Below are 16,411 nucleotides of genomic sequence, written 5' to 3' on the forward strand. Positions count from 1 at the left end.
TGGCCGGCTAGAGCCCGAGAACCCAGCGAGTTCACACCCGCGTCGTACCGGCCCTGAGCATGGCCTCGAAGGCCTCCGGCGGCAGTGGTCGTGCGAACCAGTAACCCTGCTGCAGGCGGCAACCGCGGCCGATCAGGAACTCGGACTGTTCCTGCGTCTCCACCCCTTCGGCCACCACCTGCAGGCCCAGCTCGCGACCCAGGGTGATGATGGCCGAGGCCAGGGCGGCATCGCGGCCGCCGCGCGCCACCTCGGTGATGAAGGCGCGGTCGATCTTGAGCTCGCTCATGGGCAGGCGCTTGAGGTGGCTGAGCGAGGAATAGCCGGTGCCGAAATCATCGAGCGACAGCCCGAAGCCCAACGCCCGCAGGCGATCGAGCACGGCCACGGCGGTGGCCATCTCGCGCATCAGCATGGTTTCGGTCAGCTCCAGCATCAGCCAGGCGGGCTGCAGGCCGTAGTGCTGCACCAGGGCGCTCAGCTGCTCGGGCAGGCCGGCATCGGCTAGGCTGGAGGCCGGCAGATTGACCGAGAGCGGCAGCATCGCCAGGCCCAGATCGGCCCAGCGGCGCAGACTCTGGCAGGCGGCGTGCAAGACCCAATCGGTCAGCGGGGCGATCAGACCGCTGTCCTCGGCCAGGGGGATGAACAGGCCCGGCGCGATCAGGCCCCGCTGCGGATGCTGCCAGCGCAGCAAGGCCTCGGCGCCCACCAGGCGCGCATTGCAGGCATCGACCTTAGGCTGGTAGTGCAGGCGCAGCTGGCCACTGAGCAGGGCCTGACGCAGCTCGGCTTCGAGCAGCACCCGGTCCTTGGCCCGGGCATTGAGGGCTTCGTCAAAGAACTTGTGCTGGGCGCCGCCGGCCTCGGCGGCGACGTGCGCGGTCTGCTCGGCGCAGCGGGTCAGGTTGAGCAGATCCTGCGCATCACCGGGGCACATGGCGATGCCGATGCTGGCGGTCAGCAGGATCTGCTGGCCGTCCACAGGCACCGGCTCGGCCACGGCCGCCAGCAAGCGCTGCGCCAGGCCGGAGGCGCGGTCCTGCCCTTCCAGCCCGGTGATGAAGACGGCAAACGCCTGGTCGCCGAGGCGGGCCAGCACCAGATCCGGCTCGGCCGCCAGACTGGCCGACAGACTGCCGGGAAGCAGCCCCCAGTCAAGACCGGGCACCTGGCCGCGCAAGCAGGTGCGCAGGCGCTGCGCAATCCCGGCCAGCATCAAGTCGCTCTGGCCATGGCCGTACAAATCGTGCATGCCGCCAAAGCGATCGATCTCCAGATGCAGCAGCGCACAGGCCGGCCCACCCGCGCCGGCCTGGGCCAGGGCCGGTGCGCTCAGCTCTGCGAGCAGGCGGCGGTTGGGCAGGCCGGTGACTTCGTCGTAATGCGCCAGGCGCATGGCGCGCTGCTCGGCCGCGCGCAAGGCGTCGTCGAGCGCAGCGCGCGCCAGGAACTCCTTGCGCAGCACGAACTCCCGCCACCAGCCGATGCCGGCGGCCAGGATGAAGACCGTGAGCACATGGTAGGTCCAGTAGCCAGCCTCGCCAGCCAGCAACCCGGCATGGGCAAACAGCGCGTACAGGAAGGCGGCCAGGATCAAGAGGCCCGAGGCCAGGGCATGGCGGAACTGCACGCCCAGGATGACGAAGCAATAGAACTCCAGAAAGGTGAAGTTCAACACGCCCACCCAGGTCTTGAGGCCCGCCCCACCCTCGGCATCGATGCGCACCAGAATGAAGAACAGGCACAAAGCCACCACGACGATGAAGCTCGCCATGGCCCCCTGCCAATGGCGCCGCGACTGCGGCAAGAAGGAGCAGGCCAGGCCCAGCAACAGCACCGGCACCGCCAGGCTCAAGCGCAGAAAATTGGCCGCGCCGCCGCCATGCGCCAGCTGATCGATCAACCAGTCGCCACTGACCAGCAAGGCCCCCAGCAGAAGGCTGGCCTGGGCATAGCGCAGGTAGAAGGCCACATAGTGCTGAACAAAGCGCTGTTCGAAGGCCGGGTCCGCGAAGCGCAGCAGCAAGCGCAAGGGCATCTGCAGGGACATTTGCAAGGGCAGATCGGCCGGCGCCGCCGGCTCGGCCGCCGGGGCACCGGGCGTCTGGGTCTCGATGGCGCGCATCCGAAACTGTGCCTTCCTTTGCATCGAAGCAGAGAACCCCGGGCTCAAGCGGCCCGACGGTGCCCATCCAATCTTATCGTCGGGCTTTGCGCTCGCTTGAGCTCCAGCATCCGCAGCGCCCGGTTCGCGCCTCCGGCCCAGGCCTAGCGACGCAGGGCCGGGGCCGCCGCATTGAACGCCGCGGCTGCCCGGATCAAGGCCTTGAACGCCTTCTCGTCCAGCACGGCCCCTTCGGCCCAGTCGATGGCGCGGCGGGTCTGGCCCTCGAGGCTGGCGTTGAACAAGCCGGCCGGATCGGGCAAGGATGCGCCCTTGGGAAAGGTCAGCTTGACCGCCTTTTTGTAGCTTTCGCCGGTGCACAGAATGCCCTGGCTGGACCACACCGGTACCTGCCATTTCCACTCCTCGATCACCTCGGGCAAAGCCTCGCGGATCCAGGCGCGCGCACGCGCCAGCTGCTCGCCGCGCCAGCCGCCCAATTCGGAAATGCGCGCATCGATCAGCGCGGCAGGGTCAAGGGCAGAGCTCATGGGCAGGATCTCCGGTTCAGGCGGGGACAAGGTTGCGGATCAGGAAAAGTCGCTGGGTCTTGCGGATCGCGAGGCCCGGGCCTCATCGGGCGGGGCCCGGCGCCGCCTGCCAAGCCAATCGCCCAGCCAGCGCCCCGGAAAAAACCCAGGGCAAAGGAAAAGACACCCGCAGCGGCTCCGACCATCAAGGCCAGGGCCAGGGCATCGAGCGAGCGGGCGCCCGGGGCCGGCAGGCCGACGGCGACCAGGAGGCAAAAGACGAGGAGGACGAAGAAGCCGGGGCATTCGCGCCGCCGATGCTAGCGCCGATCTCGCACGGTGTCGCCCCGCACGAACCCAGCGCGTGGCGGGCGCCGACTGGGCCCGTGCGGTCAGATCGGGCTCAATGCTCGCCGATCAAGGCCGCCACCCGCTCGTCGCTGAGGCGCATGGGCAGGTTCTGGGCCGAGAGCAGGGCCACCACGCTGTGGTCGGCACGGGCGCTGTCGCGCAGCAGGGGCTTGCGGCGCGGCTCGCCATCGGTATGGGTCAAGGCCGAGACCAGCGGGTGGTAGGCCTTGTCGCCATTGCGCACCACCAGGCCCATCTCGCCCGAGGACAGGCGCACCAGGCTGCCCGGCGGGAAGATGCCAAAGGCCTTGATCAGCGCCCCGGCCAGCGGGCTCTCGGCCGCCATCTGGTGCAGCTCGCGGCCGGCCTGCTGGGCGCTCATGGCCGGGCGGTTGGCGCGGCTGCTCAAGCGCGCGGTGTAGACATCGGCGTAGCGCAAGAGCTGGGCCAGCTCGGCGATGTCGGTCAGGCCTTGCGGGTAACCCGAGCCATCGGGCACCTCGTGGTGTTGGGCCACGGCAGCGAGCCAGTCGCCGTCCTCGATGCCGGCCGCGGCCAGCATCTCGGCGCTGCGCCGCGGATGGTCCTGGATGGCCTCGCGCTGCAAGCTGGTCAGGGGCGAGACCTGATCGGCCAGTTTGCCTTGCAGCTCGACCATGGACAGATTCATGGTCAGCGCCGCCTGGAAGGCGCGGCGCTGCTCGGCCTCGCTCCAGCCCAGGAAATTGGCCGCGGCCCGGCAGGCGGTGGCGGCGTGGATGGAGTGGTTGACGCCGTAGTGTCCGGCACCAGCGCTCGGATGCCGCACCACCTGGGCCAGGGCCAGATTGGGGGCGCGCTGGATCAGGCCCAGCAGCTGATCCGACGCGGCATGCACCGCCGCTGCCAGATGCTCCGGGGCCGCGCTGAGCGCGCGGCGCAAGGCATGGGGCGACTGCTCCCAGTCCTCCGCCAACTGCTCCAGGGAGCGCTCGGCGCTCTCGCGGCGCCGCGGTGGCGCCACCGATTGCGCCAGCTCGGCAATCTCGACCCGGGCACCGCGCCGGAACAGCTCTTCCAGCTGCGCCTCGTCGGCAATCACCTGGCCGCGCGCCAGAAGCAGCAGCTGGCCTTCGTCGCGCACGCTGAACGCCAGGGGTTCACCCAGGACGATGCGATTCTTGACGGAAGCGAGGGAGCAAACGCGCATGAGCGGAGTGGCGGCAGAGGTAACAAGGCTGGCTGGAGGCGAGAACCATGCCGGTTCTGCCGGAGGCGCAGCCCTGCCACACCTCGGCACAGCCCCGGCCCGAATCCCTGTATCGACCCGCTCAAAGCCTAACTTGAGCCTTCACCGGCTCAGCGAGGTGCGCCAATCGCCCCGCGCCAACAAATGCCATGCAGCACATTCAGGCGCTGGCCAGCGCCTTCTGCAAGGCCGCCTGGTTGAGCCATTGGCGCAGGCGCAGCTGGATGGCCTCCTGCTCGGCGGACAGGCGGGCGTTGCGGGCTTGCAGCCAGTCGGCGCGGGCGATCACGCCCACCTCGTAGCGCAGGGCGGCCAGCTTCTCGGTTTGCTGGGCCTCGGCCAGGCGGGCGGCATTGGCCAGGGCCTGCTGGCGCAGCTCGCGGCGTTCGGCCGCCAGCTGTTCCACCTCGACCAGGGCCTTGTGCACCGTGTCGCGCAGGCTCAGGGCCGCGCTTTCCACCTCGTTGACCGACTGCGCGCGCTGGAGATCCAACCGGCGCCAATCGACCAGGGGCACGATCAGGCTCGATGAGAGCGTGGCCAGGGGCCGCTCCAGCCAATCGCGCCACTGGCTGCCGCCCGTGCCCACGCCCAGGCTGAGGCTCAGGCTGGGATAACGCGCCGCTTCACTGGATCGCCACTGCGACAGGGCGCTGTCCACCTGGGCGCGGGCGCGCTGCACATCGGGGCGGCGTTCCAGCACCTCGGCCGGTGCGCCGGGCTGCCAGTCGCCCGGCTGGCCGGCCGGCAGCTGAGGCTGCGCGGGCAGGGCCGGCGCCAGTTCGTCGAGCAGCACGCCCAGGCTCAGGCCTTGCTGCACCCGCTCGCGCTGCAGCTGGGCCAGGCGCGAGTGCAGGCCTTGCAGGCTGCTGGCCGCCTTGTCCACCTCGATGGGCAAGAGCTTGCCTTCGCGCACGCGCAACCGGGTCAGGGCCAGCACCGCCTCGGCGCCTTGCAGCTGCTCGCGGATCAGGGGTTCTTCCAGCGCCAGCGCGGCCAGGCTCCAGTAGCTCTCGGCCACACGGTTGCGGATCAAGAGCTGGGCCGCGGCCCAGTCGGCCCGTTGACCGGCCACCTGCGCGGCTTGCGCCGCCTCGCCATGGGCCAGGCGCTGCCACAGATCGACCTCGTAGCTGACGCTGGCGTTGAGCGAATAGCTGCGCGTCAGCGGCCCCTGCTCCAGCGCGCGGCTGCCCGAGGCGCTGCCGCTCAGGCTGGGCTTGAGGCCGCGCTCCAGCTGGCTCTGGCCCAGCTGCTGCTGAGCGCGCTCCCAGCGCTTGAGCGCCAGGGCGATGTCGCGGTTGGCCCGCAAGGCCTGCTCCTGCAGCGCGATCAGCTGTGCATCGGCCGGGGCGACGCCCTCGGCCGGGCCGCGCGATTCGAGCTGCTGCCACTGCGCCGGCAAGGCGTGCGGGCGCGCCAGGTTCGGCGGGGCCGTACCGTCGGGGCCGTGGGCACAACCCGTCAGCAGCAGGGCCAGCAGGCCCAGGGCCAGCGCGGGCTGGGTGCCAGATTTCAGAGGGTTCAAGCGTCGCATCAGCGTCATGGCGTCTGCTTCTTTCTTTGTCTTCTTCATGCGGTGTTCTTGGGGAGGCCGTCACTCGCGGGCCAGGGCATCAACGGGGCTCAGGGCCGCCGCACGCCGCGCCGGCAAGGTGCCGAAGACCAGGCCGACAAAGCTGGACACGGCAAAGGCCACGCCCAGGGCGGCCCAGCTGACCTCCACCTTCAGCGAATCCTGCGCGGCATTGATGCCTTGCGCGCCCAGCCAGCTCAGGAACACACCGACCGTGCCGCCCAGACAGCACAGCACCACCGCCTCGACCAGGAACTGCAGGCGCACATCGCCCTGGCGGGCGCCCACCGCCATGCGGATGCCGATCTCGCGGGTGCGTTCGCTGACCGAGACCAGCATGATGTTCATCACGCCCACCCCGCCGACCAGCAGCGAGATCGCCCCGACCCCGGCGAACAGCAGGGCCATGGCCCCGGTCACCTGCTGGAACTTGCGGAACTCTTCGTCGGCGTTCCAGGAGTCGAAATCCTCGATGCCGTGCAAGGCCTTGAGCCGGTAGGTCAGCTGCTTGCGCACCTCGGCCGGCGGCACGGTGAAATCCAGCAGCACATTGAACTGATCGGCATCGACACGCACATCGAGCTTGCGGCCGAAGGTGGTGTGGGGCATGAGCACCTGGCCCAGCCAGGAGCCGAAGTTGACCGCGCCGCCGGTGTCGGGCGCGACCACGCCGACGATGGTCAGAGGCAGGGCCACGCCCACCGGCACCGCCGCAGCCCCGCCACCCATGCCGCCACCGCCCGCGCCGCCGTCAGACGGCATGCCTTGCGGCGCCACCAGCAGGGTGCGACCCAGCGCGGACTCGCCGGGCTTGAACAGGGACTTGCGCGCCTTCTCGTCGATCACCGCCACCTGGGCGGAACCGGCGAAATCCATGGCATTGAGGTAGCGGCCCTCGACCAGCTTGAGCTTGCGCGAAGCCAGGGTCTGCGCTTCGGCGCCGAGCACGCTGACCATGGCGTCGCGCGAGCCATGGCGCGCGGTCAGCTGGGTCTCGCGCTCCACCGTCACCGCCTTGACGCCGGGCAGGGCACGGATGGCTTCGATCTCGCTGGGCCGGAAGGCCTGGGCCTGGGTGCCGGGCGGCAGATTGGCATTGCCGCGGAACACCGGGATGCGGCCGGACAGGAAGCTGCCCACGTCTTTCTCGATGCTGCCGCGCGCTGCGCTGGTCAGGGCCAGGATGGACACCACCGCGGCAATGCCGATGCTGATGCCCAGCATGGACAGCGCCGTGCGCAGGCGGTTGCCTTGCAGCGACTGCACGGCCGACTGCAGCGCCTCGCGCCACTGCATCTGCTGCCGACCCCACCAGCTGCCGCGCGCCAGGCCCGCCGTTTCGCCAGCCAGGGGCCCGGGCAGGCGGTGGTCGGCCGGCGTGCCGCTGTCCTTCAAGACCTTGCCGTCTTTGAGCTCGATGATGCGGCGCGCATGGCTGGCGACATGAGCGTCGTGGGTGACCAGGATGATGGTGTGGCCGCGCTCGTTGAGCTCGCGCAGCAGGGCCAGCATTTCGGTGCCGCTTTGTGAGTCGAGCGCGCCAGTGGGCTCGTCGGCCAGGATGATCTGGCCGCCGTTCATCAGCGAGCGGGCGATAGACACGCGCTGCTGCTGGCCGCCCGACAGCTCATTGGGCTTGTGATGCATGCGCTCGCCCAGGCCCAGGCGCGTCAGCAAGGCCTCGGCGCGCTCGCGTCGCGCGCTGCCGCTGGCACCGGCGTACACGGCCGGCAGGGCGGCATTGGCGCGCGCATCCATATGCGGCAGCAGGTGGTAGCGCTGGAAGATGAAGCCAAAACGCTCGCGCCGCAGGCCGGCCAGTTCGTCGGGCCCCAGCTGGCTGGCGTCCTGTCCATCGATCAGAAACTGGCCGACGGTCGGGTTGTCCAGGCAGCCCAGCACATTCATCAGCGTGCTCTTGCCCGAGCCCGACTGGCCGATCACGGCCACAAACTCGCCGGCCTGGATGCTCAGGTTGACCTCATCGAGCGCCGGCACGTCGATGGCGCCCAGGCGGTAGTGGCGGCCGACGCCGCGCAGTTCAATCAGGGGATGCATGGCGTTGCGGCCCGCTTACTTCGAGGCCGGCGCCGAGGCGGCTGATGCCGCTGAGGCGGCCTGCTCGGCCGCCGAGGGCGGCGCCAGCAACACCTTCTCGCCGGCCTTCAGGCCATCGAGCACCTGGACGCGGGCGCCGTCCTGCAGGCCGGTGCGCACCTGGCGCGGGTGCTGCTTGTTCTGCGCATCGAGCACTTGCACGGCAAAGCGGCCGTCCTCGCTGCGCTCACCCAGGGCCACCATGGGCACGCTGAGCACCTTCTTGGCCGAGCCGGTCTCGACATTGACCTGCACCGTCATCTCGGGCAGCAGCTTGCGCGCCTTGTTGTCCACCTCGAACAGCACGTTGTAGAAGACCGCATTGCCGGCCCGCTCGGGCACCGGCTGGATCACCCGCACCTTGCCCTCGTAACGCTGCGCCTCACCGGCCAGGGTGATGAAGCGGGCCTGCTGGCCGACCTTGATCTGGGCAATGTCGGCCTCGGGCACGCGGGCGCGCACGGTGATTTCGTCCAGATTGGCCAGGGTCACCATCACCGGCGTGATCTGGGCGGCGATCACGGTCTGGCCCTCCTGCACCGGCAGGTTGACCACGGTGCCGTCCATGGGCGCGGTGATGGAGGTGTAGCCCAGGGAGAGCTTGCGTTTGTCCAGCTCGGCCTGCAGGCGCTTGAGGTTGGCGCTCTGGCCGCGCAGGTCGGCGTCCAGCTTGGCCAGCTCCGTGTCAGCGCGCTCGGCCTCGGTGGCGGCCGTGGCTTCGCCGGCCAGCAGGCGGCGTTGGCGCTCCACCTCGCGGCGGGCAATCTTCAGATCGGCCTGGCGCACCTCGATCTGCGCGGCCTGCTGGGCCACCGCGGCTTCGGCCTGGGCCACTTCGCTGCGGGCCAGCTCGGGGTCCAGGCTGACCAGCAGCTCGCCCTTCTTGACCTGCTGGCCCAGCTGCACATGAAGCTGGCGCACCTGGCCGCTGACCTGGGCGCCGACATCGACCTTGAGCCGCGGCTGCAGCACACCGGCCGCCTGCACCGTCTGAGTGATGTCGGCCAGGCTGACCTCGCCGCTGGGCGGCGCCGGCGGCGGCGGCGGCGGTGTGAAATGGCGGTAGGCGGCATAGGCGCCGCCGATCAACACCAGCACGGCCACGCGCACGCGCCAGGATTTCAACCAGCGCCCACGCGCCGCCGAGGTCTTGCTGCTCTTGTTGCTCTGCACAGGAATCTTCCCCGCCAAAATGTAGTGTTAGAGGCGGTGGCGAATGTAGCAGGGGCATTGTGGGCACACGCCCGGCGTGCGACCAGGTGCCGAAAGAAGCGACTGAACTGCTCGGCAGCTTCGACCGGCGACGTGCGGCCGGCCTTAGCTCAGTCGGCTCGCTCGGCTCACTCGGTAAATGCGCGCAGGTCCAACAGGCTGCGGCCGTCGTCGGCCAGCAGGCGGAAGCGGGCCGGCTGCTCCTCGGCATCCAACAGCACAAAGCCCTGGCTGCTGGCCGGCACGCTGCTGCCGCAGCCGCTCGCGTTCAGGCTCACGGCCAGGCCACCGGCGCCGGCCTTGGCATCCAGGCGACCGCTGAGCTTGCAGGGGCTGGCGCTGCCGGCGCTGAGGCTGCCGTCGGCGGCGATGCTGAACTGGGCCCAGATGCCCGGGGCCAGTTGGGCCACATAGCGGCCGGCCAGGCCGGCCAGGGTCGGCGCGGCCGAAGCTTGGGCCTGCTTGAAGCTGGACTGCAGGGCGATGCTGACATCGGCGGTGGCGGCCGGCACCGCCGTCCAGGCGGCATCGGCCGCGCTGCGGCGGTAGAGGCGCTCGGCCTGCTCGGCACTGTTGTGCAAGACCAGCAGGCGGCTGCCATCGCTGCCCGAGAAGTAGCGGCCCAGCACCGGGGCCTCGGTCGTGCCGGCGTTGACGAGATAGGTCCCGGGCGAGAGCTCGGGCACCTGGACCACGGGGGTGTCGTCGCCGCCGCCCTTGCAGGCGGCCAAGGCCAGCGTGGCCAGCAAGGACAGGAGACGGGCGCGCAACAAGAGAGAGGCTTGCATGGTGACCGCCCTCACTGGCTCAGCAGGTCACGCAGGCGCAGGCGCAGCCATTGCTGGCCGGCGGCGCGGTGGTCATAGGCCACCTGCATGGCCGTGACGGCGATGTCCTTTTTGTAGACGATGGATTCGTCCTCGGCCTGCGCCTCGGTGGCCGGGGCGGTGTTCATCTCCAGGGTCACGCCGGGCAGGTGCACCTGGCTCAGGCCGTAGCTGGCGGCCACCGGGTCGGCGCCCAGGTCCTTGACGAACTTGACCTTGTAGGCGTTGTAGCTGCCGATGCGGGCGAACTTCCATTTGGCGCCGTCCAGCACCTGCGGGAAGTTGACATTCAGCGCCAGACCGGCCGGCAGCAGCGGGCCGGTGCCGGCCTTGGCCTGCAGGGCGGCGATCAGGTCCACGCTGAGCTTGGCCACCGTGGCCGACTTGGGCGCGGCCAGGTTGACGTTGTCGGTGGTGTCGGCATCGGCGCTCAAGGCGATCGAGGGAATGCCGCGCGAGGCCGCGTTCTGGGCATTGCCGATGGTGCCCGAGCTGTTGACGATGTGGCCGACGTTCTGGCCTTCGTTGGGGCCGGACAGCACCAGATCCGGCGCCTTGCCCCAGCGGGCTTGCGCCTGCACATCGAGGCCGTAGAGCAGGGCCATGATGGGTGTGCCGTTGACGTAGTGGTAGTCGCCGTTGGTGAAGCCGGCCTTGCTCATGGGGCCGGCGCCGGGTGCGCCCGCAGCGGCAGCGCCGTTCAGGCAGGGCGCTGTCAGCGGCGTCAGCGGGGTCAGGAACTTGACCGCGCCGCCCATGCCGCTCTGGCCGGTGCAGGGCACCGAGACGATCACATCGTGGCCCTTGGCCTTGAGCGCCTCGTACAGGGCTTTGACATTGCTGGTCAGGCCGTCGTCATTGCTCAGGACGATGTTGAGGGCCGAGGCCGGCTGGGCCAGACCGGCCAGCAGCACGAAGGGCAGGAGGGGAAGCAGGCGAACGCGCATGGCGGTGAACTCTCCGAAACAGCGGGAACACAATCGATCGATCAGGCAAGCACAAGGCCCGAGGGTGCTGAACCGGCGGCGGCACAGGGCCGGGCGCAGGCGACAGAACCGGTCGGGCCACTTGGGTTCCAAGTGTCCGGAGACTTCATGGCAGGGCGATGGCGCCGCCATGACAAAGCTGTGGCAGGGGCTGAGGCGGCAGCCTCGGTCGCAGCTCAGACGCTTTTCAGCGGCAGCGGCGCGCCGCTCTTGACGCAGCGGATGGCGAAATTGCTGGTGATGTCCTGCACCATGGGCAGGGCCTGCAGGCGGCGCACGATCTGCTCGTAGGCGCTGAGCTCGCCGACCACCACCTCGAGCAGATAGTCATGAGCGCCGCTGACCACATGGCAGGCCACCACCTCGGCCATGGCCTCCATGGCCGCCTCGAACTGCTGCACCGCATCCTCGCGGTGGTGCATCAGCCGCACATTGACGAAGACCGTGGTCGCCAGCTGCACCGCCTTGCGGTCCAGCACGGCGCGGTAGCCGGCGATGAAGCCCTCTTCCTCCAGGCGCTTGAGCCGCCGCGCGCAGGGGCTGGCCGACAAGGCCACCCGCTCGGCCAGCTCGGCAATGCTGAGGCGACCGTCGCGCTGCAGCAGCTCCAGCAATTGGATGTCGATTCTGTCCATGGCTTTTTTCCATCAAAGTTCAATGAATTATTGGCTGAAATCGGCTCAATCCATCAAAACCGTCGCTTGCAAGGCGCCAAGTCACCCCGGTCGGCGCTCGAAAATTTACGGCCTCGCAGTACCGATCCCGCTCGCCGCCCGCCATGAATCCCACGCCCCGCCCCCATCTCGCCGCCGCCGGCCTGCCCTCGCAATCCTTCGGTGCACGCCGGCCGACGCAAGCCTGGTATCAGGGCGAAGCCTTGGGCTGGGCCGCGCTGGCGCTGACCCTGGTGATCTGGGCCGGCTTTTTCATCTCGCTGCGTGCCGGCGCGCGCGTGGCCCTGCCGCCGGTGGAGCTGGCCCTGCTGCGCTTCGGCCCGGCCGGCCTGCTGTTCGCGCCCCTGCTCTGGCAGCGCCGCGCCCGCTTTGCCGCCGTACCGGCGCGGCTGTGGCTGCTGATCGTGGCCGGCGCCGGCCTGCCTTACTTCTTGATCGCCGGCTGGGGCATGCGCCATGCGCCGGTAGCCGACGGTGCCACCCTGATCCCCGGCACCCTGCCCCTGTTCACCGCCCTGCTGGCCGCCGCCCTGCACGGCCGCGCGGCGCTGTCGCGCTGGCCGGCCCTGCTGTGCATCGCCGCCGGCGTGGCCACCCTGCTGGCCCTGAAGGCCGGCCATGCCGATCTGGCGCAAGGCTATGCCTTCTTTCTGCTGGGCAGCCTGATGTGGTCGGCCTACACCCTGGCCCTGCGTGAGGCGAAGCTGGCGCCGCTGGAGGCGGCCACGCTGATCTCCACCGTGTCGCTCGGCCTGCTGCTGCCCCTGCTGGCCTGGCACTGGGCCCAGAGCGGCGGCCTGGCCTTGCCGAGCTTGAGCGGCTCGCAACTTCTGCTGCAGCTGGGCCTGCAAAGCATCGGCGTGGGCCTGATCTCGACCCTGAGCTACAGCCTGGCGGTCGCCCGCCTGGGCGCGCAGCGCAGCGCCACCGCGGGCGCCCTGACCCCGGTGCTGGCCACGCTGCTGGCCATCCCGCTGTTCGGCGAGCAGCCCGATGGCGTGACCTTGATCGGCATGGGACTGATCGCCGCTGGCGTGCTCTGGAGCCAGAAAGCGCGCTGAGGCCTGTTCACCCCCCCGGGTTTCCCCGCAGAGCAAATCGGGGAATGCCTTTCGTCATGGTTTTCAATCCTTGCCAGAATGCCGCAGCCTCGCGCCGACCGCGCCGAGCCCTGAGTTCTGGAAAGAGATACCCGCCATGACGAACAAGATCCGGCCCGCCCGTCTACCCGCGAGCAAGGCCCTGGTGATCGCCTGCCTGGCCCTGCTGAGCAGCAGCGCCAGCTTCGCGCAAACAAGCACACCGAGCTACCCCGCGACCGCCAGGGTCGAGCAGACCGACAACTACCACGGCACCACCGTGGCCGACCCCTACCGCTGGCTGGAAGACGACAACAGCGCCCAGACCAAGGACTGGGTCAAGGCCCAGAACCAGGTCACCGATGCCTACCTCGCGGCCATGCCGCAGCGCCTGCCGGTGCGCAAGCTCTACACCGAGCTCTACAACTTCGAGAAGTTCGGCGTGCCCTTCAAGGAAGGCGGCCGCTATTTCTGGACCCGCAACAACGGCCTGCAGCAGCAATCGGTGCTCTACACCGCCAAGTCGCTGAAAGACCAGCCCAGCATCGCCCTGGATCCCAACACCCTGAGCCAGGACGGCACCGTGGCGCTGAGCGGTTATGCCCCCTCGCCCAACGGCAAACTGCTGGCCTACGGCAGCTCCAAGGCCGGCTCCGACTGGCAGACCTGGAAGGTGCGTGACCTCGCCACCGGCCGCGACCTGCCCGATGCCATCGAATGGGTGAAGTTCTCCAGCGCCACCTGGACGCCGGACGGCAAGGGCTTCTTCTACTCGCGCTACGACGCCCCGGCTGAAGGCGCGGCGCTGACCGGCGCCAACTACTTCCAGAAGCTCTTTTACCACCGCCTGGGCACGCCGCAATCGGCCGATGTGCTGGTGGCCGCCAACCCGCAGGAGAAAGAATGGGGCTTCAACAGCAGCGTCACCGATGACGGCAAGCTGCTGGTGATCAATGTCTGGAAGGGCGGCTCCAAGAACGGCCTGATGGTGCTGCCCCTGGTCAAGGGTGGCTTTGCCGGCGGTGAGCCCAAGGCCATCAGTCTGGCCTTCGACGCGGCCTACGAGGCGGTCGGCGTGAACGGCCAACAGCTGATCGTCAAGACCAACAAGGACGCGCCGCGCGGCCGCCTGGTGGCCATCGACCTGCAGGGCACGGGCAAGGAAGCCTGGAAGACCCTGGTCGCCGAAGGCCCCGACGCCATGACCGGCGCCTCCGCCGTGGGCGGCCGCCTGCTGCTGAGCTATCTGCGCGACGCCTCCACCCTGGTGCGCCGCCACGGCCTGGACGGCAAGCCGCAGGGCGAGGTGCAGCTGCCCGGCGTGGGCACCGCCAGCGGCTTTGGCGGCCGCGTGCAGGACCGCGAGACCTTCTTCAGCTACACCAGCCTGACGACGCCCAGCTCCATCTACCGCTACGACGTGGCCAGCAACAAGCTCAGCCTGTTCAAGCGCCCGCAAACCGCCTTCGACGCCGAGCAGTATGAAACCCGCCGCGAGTTCGTCACCAGCAAGGACGGCACGCGCTTCCCCATCTTCATCGCCCACAAGAAGGGCCTGAAGCTGGACGGCACGAACCCGACCCTGCTCTACGGCTACGGCGGCTTCAATGCCTCGATGACGCCGGGCTATGGCATCACCTCGGCGGCATGGATGAAGATGGGCGGCGTCTACGTGCTGGCCTCCATCCGCGGCGGCGGCGAGTACGGCGCGGCCTGGCATGAAGCCGGCACCAAGCTGAAGAAGCAGAATGTGTTCGACGACTTCATCGCCGCCGGCGAATGGCTGGTGGCGCAGAAGTACACGCAGCCGGCCAAGCTGGCGATCAACGGCGGCTCCAACGGCGGCCTGCTGGTCGGCGCGGTGGTCAACCAGCGGCCCGAGCTGTTCGGCGCGGCCGTTCCGGCGGTCGGCGTGATGGACATGCTGCGCTTCCACAAGTTCACCATCGGCTGGGCCTGGGTGCCGGACTACGGTTCGTCCGAGAACCCCGAGGAGTTCAAGGCCTTGCTGGCCTACTCGCCCCTGCACACGATCAAGTCGGGCGTGAAGTATCCGGCCATCATGGTGACCACCGGCGACCACGACGACCGCGTCGTGCCAGCGCACAGCTTCAAGTACACCGCCGCCCTGCAGGCGGCCGACACCGGCCCGGCACCCAAGCTGATCCGCATCGAGACGCAGGCTGGCCATGGCGCCGGCAAGCCCACCTCCAAGATCATCGAGGAGCGTGCCGACATGCTGGCCTTCTTCGCCCACACCTTCAACATGCCTCTGCCCTGAGCCTTCAGCGCGGAACCCACCCTAACCCCTGATTTCAACGAGGTGCCCATGCGCAAGCATTCCCTGATTGCCCTGTTCGCAGGGCTGGCCCTGTCGTTGGCGGCGCAAGCCGCCGACCGCTGGCAGGTGCCAGTCGCCAGCAAGAAGCTGGCCAATGGCCTGACCGTGCTGGTCTCGCCCGACCACAGCTCCCCCACGGTCGGCGTCAGCGTCGTCTATCACGTGGGCATGCGGCTGGAACCCAAGAACCGCACCGGCTTTGCTCACCTGTTCGAACACCTGATGTTCCAGGGCACACCGAACGCGCCCAAGGGCGTGTTCGACAAGGTGATCACCGGCGGCGGCGGCAACAACAACGGCTCCACCCGCCCCGACTTCACCAACTACATCGAAACCGCCCCGGTCTCGGCCCTGGAATCCATCCTCTGGCTGGAAGCCGACCGCATGAAGACCCTGGACTTCAACCCGGCCACGCTGAAGAACCAGCAGGACGTGGTCAAGGAAGAGATCCGCGTCAATGTGCAGAACCAGCCTTACGGCGGCTTCATGTGGATCGACATCGGCGGCCTGGCCTTTGACAAGTGGGAGAACAACCACGACGGCTACGGCAGCTTCAAGGACCTGGAAAACGCCAGCCTCGACGATGTGCGCGCCTTCCACCGCGATTACTACGGCCCCAACAATGCCGTGCTGTCGATCGCCGGCGACATCACCCCGGCCAAGGCCTTCGCCCTGGCGGAGAAGTATTTCGCCGCCATTCCCAAGCGCCCGACCCCGGCGCCCAGCAATTTCAGCGAAGGCCTGAACACCGCCGAGCGCCGCCTGGTGCAGAGCGACAAGCTGGCCCAGGTGCCGGCGATTGCTGCGGCCTGGAAGATGCCCGAACGCGGCAGCAAGGACCAGCCGGCCATGGCCGTGCTCGGCGAGCTGCTGGCCGGCGGCGATGCCTCGCGCTTCTACCAAAGCCTGGTCAAGGGCCGCGAGCTGGCGCTGAACCTGGAATCGCTGTACGGCCTGACCAGCATCTGGGAGTACGACGGCCCGACCATCTTCACCGTGTTCGCCCTCTACAAGCCCGACAGCAGCGCCGATGCCTTGCTGAGCGCCATGGACGAGGAGATCGCCAAGGTGGTCAAGGACGGCGTCGATGAGGCCACGCTCAAGCGCGTCAAGACCCGTCTGCTGGCCGATTGGTACAACGGCCTGGAAAGCTTCCTGAGCCGCGCCGACACCCTGGCCAAGCTGCAGACTCTGTGGGGCGATGCCCAGGTGGTCAACAAGATCCCCGGCTGGATCGAGGGCGTCAAGTCCGCCGACGTGCAACGCGCGGCCAAGACCTACCTGACCGTGGCCAACCGCTCGGTGATTGACCGCAAGCCGGCCGCCATGCTGGCCGCCCCGGCCGCTGCGGCCGATGCCGCCAGCAGCGCCAAGCCCTGAATGCGAGACCGGAGCCCTTCATC

General features: G+C 69.0%; 12 protein-coding genes. 3 read left to right on the forward strand and 9 right to left on the reverse strand.

Going from position 1 to position 16,411, the window contains the following annotated elements:
• Nucleotides 1-31 precede the first annotated feature (31 nt).
• The 9 genes from C1O66_RS14890 to C1O66_RS14930 form a co-directional block, all read right to left on the reverse strand.
• Nucleotides 32-2,128, reverse strand: coding sequence for a putative bifunctional diguanylate cyclase/phosphodiesterase (locus C1O66_RS14890; protein WP_243392808.1), 2,097 nt, complete (start codon nt 2,126-2,128; stop codon nt 32-34).
• Between the two features lie 143 nt (nt 2,129-2,271).
• The gene (locus tag C1O66_RS14895) at nt 2,272-2,658 is read right to left on the reverse strand and encodes a DUF1801 domain-containing protein (RefSeq protein WP_102768602.1); all 387 of its coding nucleotides are present in this window, start codon (nt 2,656-2,658) and stop codon (nt 2,272-2,274) included.
• Between the two features lie 382 nt (nt 2,659-3,040).
• Nucleotides 3,041-4,177: an HD-GYP domain-containing protein gene (locus tag C1O66_RS14900; protein ID WP_102768603.1), complete on the reverse strand. Its 1,137-nt coding sequence runs from the start codon at nt 4,175-4,177 to the stop codon at nt 3,041-3,043.
• Nucleotides 4,178-4,376: 199 nt separating this feature from the next.
• Nucleotides 4,377-5,792: a TolC family protein gene (locus C1O66_RS14905; protein ID WP_102768604.1), complete on the reverse strand. Its 1,416-nt coding sequence runs from the start codon at nt 5,790-5,792 to the stop codon at nt 4,377-4,379.
• 21 nt (nt 5,793-5,813) lie between these two features.
• On the reverse strand, nt 5,814-7,850 hold the full coding sequence (locus C1O66_RS14910) for an ATP-binding cassette domain-containing protein (RefSeq protein WP_102768605.1): 2,037 nt from the start codon (nt 7,848-7,850) through the stop codon (nt 5,814-5,816).
• A gap of 15 nt (nt 7,851-7,865) precedes the next feature.
• Nucleotides 7,866-9,062 carry an efflux RND transporter periplasmic adaptor subunit gene (locus C1O66_RS14915; RefSeq protein ID WP_165794626.1) on the reverse strand — a complete coding sequence of 399 codons (1,197 nt, stop codon included), beginning with the start codon at nt 9,060-9,062 and terminating at the stop codon, nt 7,866-7,868.
• 167 nt (nt 9,063-9,229) lie between these two features.
• Nucleotides 9,230-9,889 (reverse strand): hypothetical protein, encoded by a 660-nt coding sequence (locus C1O66_RS14920; protein WP_133155234.1) that lies wholly within the window; start codon nt 9,887-9,889, stop codon nt 9,230-9,232.
• Between the two features lie 11 nt (nt 9,890-9,900).
• Nucleotides 9,901-10,875 carry a 5'/3'-nucleotidase SurE gene (locus tag C1O66_RS14925; RefSeq protein ID WP_102768608.1) on the reverse strand — a complete coding sequence of 325 codons (975 nt, stop codon included), beginning with the start codon at nt 10,873-10,875 and terminating at the stop codon, nt 9,901-9,903.
• A gap of 215 nt (nt 10,876-11,090) precedes the next feature.
• Complete coding sequence (locus C1O66_RS14930; RefSeq protein ID WP_102768609.1) at nt 11,091-11,549, reverse strand: Lrp/AsnC family transcriptional regulator; 459 nt, start codon at nt 11,547-11,549, stop codon at nt 11,091-11,093.
• A 143-nt stretch (nt 11,550-11,692) separates the two neighbouring features.
• Between C1O66_RS14930 and C1O66_RS14935 the strand changes: the two genes are divergently transcribed.
• The 3 genes from C1O66_RS14935 to C1O66_RS14945 all read left to right on the forward strand — a co-directional run bounded on the left by C1O66_RS14935 (nt 11,693) and on the right by C1O66_RS14945 (nt 16,388).
• Nucleotides 11,693-12,649 (forward strand): DMT family transporter, encoded by a 957-nt coding sequence (locus C1O66_RS14935; protein WP_102768610.1) that lies wholly within the window; start codon nt 11,693-11,695, stop codon nt 12,647-12,649.
• A gap of 136 nt (nt 12,650-12,785) precedes the next feature.
• Entirely contained in the window at nt 12,786-14,948 is a 2,163-nt protein-coding gene (locus C1O66_RS14940; RefSeq protein WP_102768611.1) for a prolyl oligopeptidase family serine peptidase, read from the forward strand.
• Between the two features lie 48 nt (nt 14,949-14,996).
• Nucleotides 14,997-16,388, forward strand: a complete 1,392-nt coding sequence (locus C1O66_RS14945) for a M16 family metallopeptidase (protein ID WP_102768612.1) — start codon at nt 14,997-14,999, stop codon at nt 16,386-16,388.
• The last annotated feature ends 23 nt before the right edge of the window (nt 16,389-16,411 follow it).

Source organism: Paucibacter aquatile (assembly GCF_002885975.1).
Taxonomy (GTDB): Bacteria; Pseudomonadota; Gammaproteobacteria; order Burkholderiales; family Burkholderiaceae_C; genus Paucibacter_A; species Paucibacter_A aquatilis.